This is a genomic window from uncultured Microbulbifer sp. (assembly GCF_913055755.1).
Lineage (GTDB): Bacteria > Pseudomonadota > Gammaproteobacteria > Pseudomonadales > Cellvibrionaceae > Microbulbifer.
The window spans coordinates 23,630-30,662 of record NZ_CAJXKH010000045.1; the positions used below are offsets into that span (position 1 = coordinate 23,630).

General features: G+C 60.1%; 8 protein-coding genes and 1 pseudogene. All 9 read right to left on the minus strand.

Features of this window, described 5'->3' with window-relative positions; genetic code table 11:
- Window positions 1-4: 4 nt before the first annotated feature.
- On the minus strand, window positions 5-838 hold the full coding sequence (locus QZ511_RS09350; protein WP_295801950.1) for a peptidoglycan DD-metalloendopeptidase family protein: 834 nt from the start codon (window positions 836-838) through the stop codon (window positions 5-7).
- 207 nt (window positions 839-1,045) lie between these two features.
- Window positions 1,046-1,978, minus strand: coding sequence for a DUF368 domain-containing protein (locus QZ511_RS09355; RefSeq protein WP_295801952.1), 933 nt, complete (start codon window positions 1,976-1,978; stop codon window positions 1,046-1,048).
- Window positions 1,979-1,989: 11 nt separating this feature from the next.
- The gene (locus QZ511_RS09360; RefSeq protein ID WP_295801954.1) at window positions 1,990-2,661 is read right to left on the minus strand and encodes a protein-L-isoaspartate(D-aspartate) O-methyltransferase; all 672 of its coding nucleotides are present in this window, start codon (window positions 2,659-2,661) and stop codon (window positions 1,990-1,992) included.
- Between the two features lie 106 nt (window positions 2,662-2,767).
- On the minus strand, window positions 2,768-3,769 hold the full coding sequence (locus tag QZ511_RS09365; RefSeq protein WP_295801957.1) for a tRNA pseudouridine(13) synthase TruD: 1,002 nt from the start codon (window positions 3,767-3,769) through the stop codon (window positions 2,768-2,770).
- Entirely contained in the window at window positions 3,762-4,247 is a 486-nt protein-coding gene (ispF, locus tag QZ511_RS09370) for a 2-C-methyl-D-erythritol 2,4-cyclodiphosphate synthase (protein WP_295801959.1), read from the minus strand. Before ispF ends, QZ511_RS09365 begins: the two co-directional genes overlap by 8 nt.
- On the minus strand, window positions 4,244-5,005 hold the full coding sequence (ispD, locus tag QZ511_RS09375) for a 2-C-methyl-D-erythritol 4-phosphate cytidylyltransferase (protein ID WP_295801961.1): 762 nt from the start codon (window positions 5,003-5,005) through the stop codon (window positions 4,244-4,246). The genes ispF and ispD overlap by 4 nt, the downstream gene beginning before the upstream one ends.
- A complete protein-coding gene (locus QZ511_RS09380) occupies window positions 5,002-5,304 on the minus strand; it encodes a septum formation initiator family protein (protein ID WP_295801963.1) in 303 nt (100 codons plus the stop codon). The genes ispD and QZ511_RS09380 overlap by 4 nt, the downstream gene beginning before the upstream one ends.
- A 227-nt stretch (window positions 5,305-5,531) precedes the next feature.
- Complete coding sequence (gene eno / locus QZ511_RS09385) at window positions 5,532-6,818, minus strand: phosphopyruvate hydratase (RefSeq protein WP_295801965.1); 1,287 nt, start codon at window positions 6,816-6,818, stop codon at window positions 5,532-5,534.
- A gap of 120 nt (window positions 6,819-6,938) precedes the next feature.
- Window positions 6,939-7,033: pseudogene (locus QZ511_RS09390) on the minus strand (3-deoxy-8-phosphooctulonate synthase); the annotation flags it as partial.

The window sequence follows — 7,033 nt, forward strand, 5'->3', positions numbered from 1 at the left end:
AAAATTACGGTAGGTAGGCCATAGGGTCTACCGGCTGACCATTCCGGCGTATCTCAAAGTGGAGCATATTGCGGTCGGTACCACTCGAACCCAGTTCCGCGATCCTTTGCCCCGCCTTGACCGCCGTACCCTCACCAACAAGTAATTTGTGGTTGTGGGCATAAGCACTGAGGAACTCCTCGCTGTGCTTGATGATCAAAAGCTTGCCGTAACCTCTCAGTGCGCTTCCGGCGTAAATCACTGTGCCGTCCGCCGCTGCCTGAACAGACTCCCCCTTTTTACCTCCGATATCAACTCCTTTTCGCAGGGGGTCATTGGAGCGAAAATCCGCCAGCAGCGGTCCCTTGACCGGCCAGCGCCAATTTATGTCATTTTTGTTTCTGGCCGAAATTGACGGTTTCCTGGCAGGCTTGGCAACCGGCCTGACGGCGACTTTCTGCGGTTTCTTCTGCACCGTCCGGCTACTTGACGGCACGCGTTTCGGCGCCGGCTTTGCCGCAACCACAGGCTGGCCATACAGCTTCAGGCGCTGCCCCGGATAAATGTTATAGGGCGAGCGAATGCCATTGACCGCCGCCAAGTCCTTGAAATCCCACCCATACCGCCAGGCAATGGAATAGAGGGTTTCTCCCCTGCTCACCATGTGGTGGCGAATTTTCTGACTGGGAGGCTGATTCAGGGCACTGGTAGGCGCCAGGTTGCTGGAACAGGATGTGATCGCAAAACAGCAGCAAACGACGGCGAGAACGGTTCGGTAAAAACCGGCCAACTGACGCCGCTTCCTCGTCAGGAGTTGGTAAAAACCAGCCGTTTTTTGTAGAAATAAGCGCCGTTTCATTATTCTCTTTTTACATCAAGGGGGTGCATTTATGGAAAAAGCGTCTAAAGAAAACTGCTGTTCCAGCGTTGTCACACGAGCAAAAAAACTGCGTCTACCAACTTCTGCAGACGTAACTTTTTTAGTATTACTTTTTGCTCATTTATGGGCCGCCGTCATCGCGCCCCAGGGCTGCCGCTCCCATTCCCAGGCCGTGTAAGACCGCGGTTATGACTCTTGTGCGATATTGCTTACATGACGCCAGTGTACCCATTCGATGACCAGTACCAGTGCCACCGCCGACAGCGCCGCAGCTACGGCACCGACAATATAGGAAGGTTCCCCTGTTACCTGGCTGAACGTGGTCGGCAAGGTATTGGACAGCGCCGGAGCCAGTTTTTCACTTTCCAGCGCCGCAGGCAGTTTCCACGGCCAGACAATTTTCAGACTGCCAATCAGGATACCCACCAGAAACGACAGGGTTATCCCCGGAAACCGGTGCATCAGCCACGACAGCAGGCGGCTGAACAGCAATAGTCCACAGGCGGCACCGGCAGCAAACCAGCCCAGCGCCAGTACGTTGAACCCGTGCACCGCGGCAATCACCTGCGGATAGATGCCGATCATCAGCAGAATAAAGGAACCGGAGATCCCCGGCAGGATCATCGCGCAGATGGCCACCCCGCCGGAAAGGAACAGGGAAAGCGGAGTGGCGGTGATCTGGGTCGGACGCATTTCACTGACCAGGATCGCCACCGCAATACCCAGAAGCAGTGCGAGGGTTGTCTGCCAGGTCCAGCGCTCTACCCGCCGGGCAATGGGTATGGTGGATGCCAGGATCAGCCCGAAGAAAAACGACCACACCAGAATCGGGTGCTCTGCCAGCAGGAAGGTGATCAACTTGGCGAGACTGAATATGCTGGTCAAAATACCGGCAAACAGTGCCACCAGGAAATTGCCGTTGCACTGCTTCCAGGCTGCGGCAATGCCCTGTTTAAATAAAACCTTCAGGGTCGCCGGACCGATACGACTGATCGAGTCCAGCAACTCCTGGTAAATCCCGGTAATAAAAGCAATGGTGCCCCCGGACACGCCCGGCACCACATCCGCTGCGCCCATAGCCAGGCCGCGCGCGGCAATACCCCAGTATCGGCTGTTCATCGTCCCGGCCATCAGCGCACGACCCCGCTCAGCAGCGGCACAAAACGCACCGGCTCCGCCTTTTCCACATCGAAGCGACTGCCGTCCTCACTGCGGGTGACGATGGTCAGAAACTGGCGCTCGTAACCGACCGGAATCACCAACACACCACCCGGCGCCAGTTGCTCGCGCAACTCGTCCGGCACACTGGCCGGCGCCGCCGCACACAGGATGGCATCATAGGGGCCGTTCTCCGGCCAGCCGAAGCCGCCATTACTGAGGCGCATTTCCACATTGAAAATCCCCAGTTCGCGCATACGCTGACGGGCCTTTTCCAGCAGCGGTGCGATCCGCTCCACGGAGTAAAGTTTGTCCACCAGGCGCGCGAGAATGGCGGTCTGGTACCCGGAGCCGGCCCCCACTTCCAGTACCCGGCTGCGGGACTTGGCCCGGCTCAGCAGCAGTTCGGTCATGCGCGCAACAATATAGGGCTGGGAGATGGTCTGGCCGTAGCCGATGGGCAGTGCGGTATCCTCGTAGGCGCGGATCGCCAGCGCCTCATCCAGGAACAGATGGCGCGGGGTCGAGGCCATAACATCCAGCACTTCTTCGTTGCTGATTCCTTCATCCCGAAGCCGCTGGATCAGCCGGTTGCGGGTGCGCTGGGAGGTCATCCCCAGGCCTTCTTGTCTCAATCGATCCATATGGACGCATGGTCTCCCTGAAGCGAATCACCGGTGTCTACTTTCCAACCACCCCACCGGTGACGACTCGGGGCACAGGTGCGGCCCCGATCACATTTGTTGTCGTTTATTTTATTGTGCCCGCGGCCAGATTGGCCAGTTCCGCCACTTCGCGCAAGATCGCGGTGGCAAAAGTGCCCGGAGGCAGGGCAAATGACAGCAGCAGGTCGTCTTCCTGCCACTGAAAGGCAAACCCCTCGGGCCGCAATATCAGCGGGCGCCGCTCCTGGCTGAGACCGCAATGCTCCAGCCAGTCACGCCAACCGCGCCAGGGCGCCATGGCGCCCTCTTCCAGTTCCTGCAACGCCCCCTGCGCCGGATTCCGGCCGCGCCCCCACAGGGGGCCGCTCGGGGCACTTTCCGGCTCTTCATCTATTAGCTGTTGCCAGTTACCCTGCACGATACGGGCCGCCAGCACCTGATTGAACAGCCAGCTGCGCGCGGCAGACATGGCAAATGCCTTCTGGTTGCGCGGGATGCGACGGCGATTGCCGGCTTCGTTGTCCGCCACAATGCGTTCTACCAGATCGAGGTTGCCGCCGTCGCGCCCAAAGCGCTGTTCGCCGAAATAATTCGGCACACCCGCGGGGATTTTCTCCAGCACGGCTTCCGCCGCGTCGCGGTCACCCTGGACGTTACGCAACCGGATCTGGAAGCGGTTGCCACTGTGCTCTCCCCGGCGCAATTTGCGCGCACCGCGAAAGTGCTGCAATACCTGTACTTCTGCATTATTGACGGCAGACCAGTCCGGTTCCGGGTTCTGCGCCAACCATATGCTGAACCACTGGGTGGTGACGGCGTGGCGGTCCTTGAGGCCGAAATAACCCACATCCTGGCTGCGCACGCCGGCGAGTTCCGCCAGCTGCTGTGCCACCCAGCCAGTGTTGGCGCCGCGCTTGCGGATATGCAGGTAGACATGCTCCCCTGCTGCTTCCGCCGGGGCTGCCAGTTCATCCACCACAAAGTCTTCCGGCTCGCTGCGGAAGTTGCCGCGAATGGCGGCGCCGCCGAGTGCGCGCGGCCAGTCCAGGTCCCAGTTTTGCGCCTTTTGTCCTGCGGAATCAGTCATGGATTGCTTCCAGCAGGACCACTGCCTGAGCGGCAATACCCTCTCTGCGGCCGGTGAAACCCAGTTTTTCACTGGTGGTCGCCTTGACGCTCACGACACTGGTCTCCACCTGGCAGTCGGCGGCGATATTGGCGCGCATCAGGTCAATGTGGGGGGCCATCTTCGGTGCCTGGGCAATCAGCGTTGCGTCGGCGTTGATCAGGCGGTATCCCTGCTCATGGATAAGGACGATGACGTGACGCAGCAGTGCGCGGCTGTCGGCACCGGCGTAGGCTTCGTCGGTATCGGGAAAGTGTTTGCCGATATCTCCCAGCGCCAGGGCGCCGAGCAAGGCGTCGGCGAGCGCATGCAGCAGTACATCGCCGTCGGAATGGGCGACCAGTCCCTGCTCGTGGGGAATGGTGACGCCACCGAGGACGACATACTCGCCGGGGCCGAAGGCGTGTACGTCGATACCCTGGCCGATTCTGAGGTTCATTGTTGAATTCCTGATTGGGCACCCGATTGCTGTCGATGCTGCAGCAAGGCTTCCGCCAGTACCAGGTCGGCGGGATGGGTGACTTTGAAGTTGCTGCGACAGGCGGGAACCAGCTGTGGTTTGAAACCGGCCAGTTCCAGCGCGCTGGCTTCGTCGGTGATGGCGGTGGGGTTCGCCTTGAGTCCCTGCTGCAAGCACTGGCGCAGCGTTTCGAGCGGTGCTTTCTGCGGCGTCTGGGCGAGCCAGATCTGCTCCCTGGGCAGTGTCTCGGTAACGCAGCTTTTATCCCCGCTCTGCGCGGCCCGTTTGACGGTGTCGCTGGCGGGCTGGGCCAGCAGGGCCATGGGATCTGCGGCGGCCAGTGCCCGGATATCGTCGACGGAGACCAGGGGCCGGGCGGCGTCGTGTACCAGGACGCTGGTTTCCGGCGCTGCCTGTGTACTCAGGTAGTCGAGGGCGGCGAGTACGGAGTCTGCGCGTTCTGCGCCGCCGGTGACGGTGTGTACCCGCGGGTTTGCGGCTTCTACCAATGTGGCGAAGTCGCGATCATTCGCGGCAATGGCGACGACGATGCCGGCGAGGCCGGGCCAGCTGAGTATGTTCTGCAGGGTATGTGCGATGAGCGGTTGGCCGAGAAGTGGCAGATACTGTTTGGGTTTGTCGGCGCCCATGCGTTTGCCGGAGCCGGCGGCGGGGACTATGACCCAGTAGCTGTTATCTACCGGTGGTTGCTGGGCCGGTTTGCTTGCGGCGGTCATTGTTTTTCTCGCGGGGATTCTTTCTTGTCGGGGTCGAGAAAAATAAACAGGGTTTCGCCTTCTTTGATGAGGCCGAGGTCGTAGCGGGCTTTGGCTTCTACGCCGTCGGTGCCTTCTTTGAGGCTGCGGACTTCCCGCAGGAGCTGGCGGTTTTCGCGCTCGAGGGCGGCGTTCTTCTGCTGCTGTTCGCCGAGCTGGCGCTCGAGCCGGGTGACTTCCGCAAAACTGCCCTCACCCACCCAGAGTCGATACTGGGTGATCAGCAACATCACAGCGAGGATTGCCAGCAGCCATTTCATATTTTGTGTGTTCTCTCTGGCTTTAGTGGTACTGCGCACGGCATCAAGTCCGTGGCGGCCCTGCTACCGATGGTCCTTCCCGGGACACGCCGTGAACCCATCCATGGGGGCTCGGATGCGGCCGTCCTGGCCGCATACGGTCCCGGAAAGGACCATCGGTATCAGAGCCTTCGCTTTGGAGCGTGAGCTACTAAGCGATTTAAAGCCAGTTTACCGGGCTTTCCGAATTACTTGAACTCGGCCATGCCGCGGTAAGGCGCTTTGCCTTCCAGCTCGGCTTCGATGCGCAGCAGACGGTTGTACTTGGCTACGCGGTCGGAGCGGCACAGGGAGCCGGTTTTGATCTGGCCGGCGGCGGTGGCAACGGCCAGGTCGGCGATGGTGGTGTCTTCGGTTTCACCGGAGCGGTGGGAGATGACGGCGGTGTAGCCGGCGTCTTTGGCCATTTTGATCGCGTCCAGGGTTTCGCTCAGGGAGCCGATCTGGTTGAACTTGATCAGGATGGAGTTGCCCACGCCCTTTTCGATGCCTTCTTTGAGGATCTTGGTGTTGGTGACGAACAGGTCGTCGCCCACCAGCTGTACTTTCTCGCCGATTTTGTCGGTGAGGATTTTCCAGCCGTCCCAGTCGCTTTCGTCCATGCCGTCTTCGATGGAGATGATCGGGTAGTTCTCGGACAGTTCCGCCAGGTAGGAGGCGAAGCCTTCGCTGTCGAACTCTTTGCCTTCGCCGGCCAGGTTGTACTTGCCGTCTTTGTAGAATTCAGAAGACGCGCAGTCGAGGGCGAGGGTGATGTCGTCGCCCAGTTTGTAGCCGGCGGCTTCGACGGCTTCGGCGATCACTTTCAGGGCGCCTTCGTTGGACGGCAGGTTGGGGGCGAAGCCGCCTTCGTCGCCAACGGCGGTGTTGAGGCCCTGGGCGGACAGGACTTTCTTCAGGGAGTGGAAGATCTCGGCACCCTGGCGCAGGGCTTCGGCGAAGGTTTTGGCCTTCACTGGCTGGATCATGAATTCCTGGATGTCGACGTTGTTGTCGGCGTGCTCACCACCGTTCAAGATGTTCATCATCGGTACCGGCAAGGTGTATTCGCCCGCAGTGCCATTGATTTCGGCAATGTGCTGGTACAGGGGGATGCCCTTGGCGATCGCGGCGGCTTTGGCGGCGGCCAGGGAGACGGCGAGGATGGCGTTGGCGCCCAGCTTGGATTTGTTTTCGGTGCCGTCGGCATCGATCATGGCCTGGTCGAGGGCGCGCTGGTCGGTTGCGTCCATGCCGACCAGCAGCTTGGCGATTTCGCCGTTGATGTTCTCAACCGCTTTCAGCACGCCTTTACCCAGGTAACGGCCCTTGTCGCCGTCGCGCAGTTCGAGGGCTTCGCGGGAGCCGGTGGAAGCGCCGGACGGTGCGCAGGCAGAACCTACCGCGCCGCATTCGAGGATCACGTCGGCGTTTACGGTGGGGTTACCGCGGGAATCCAGTACTTCAAAAGCTTTTACAGCAACGATCTTGCTCATTTTTATAACGGGCTCCTTGTTAATCCGTAAGTCAGAGTCTGTGAGGTGAAATATCGGCGGCCCTGCAGTGGGCCGCCTCTTTTGGTTATTCGGTTTTACCTGTGGGTTAGAAAGCTGGAATTACTTGGTATCCAGCGGCTCGAAGCCTTTCACCAGGTCGTCCACGGCTTTCATCTGTGCCAGAAACGGCTCCAGTTTTTCCAGCGGCAGTGCGC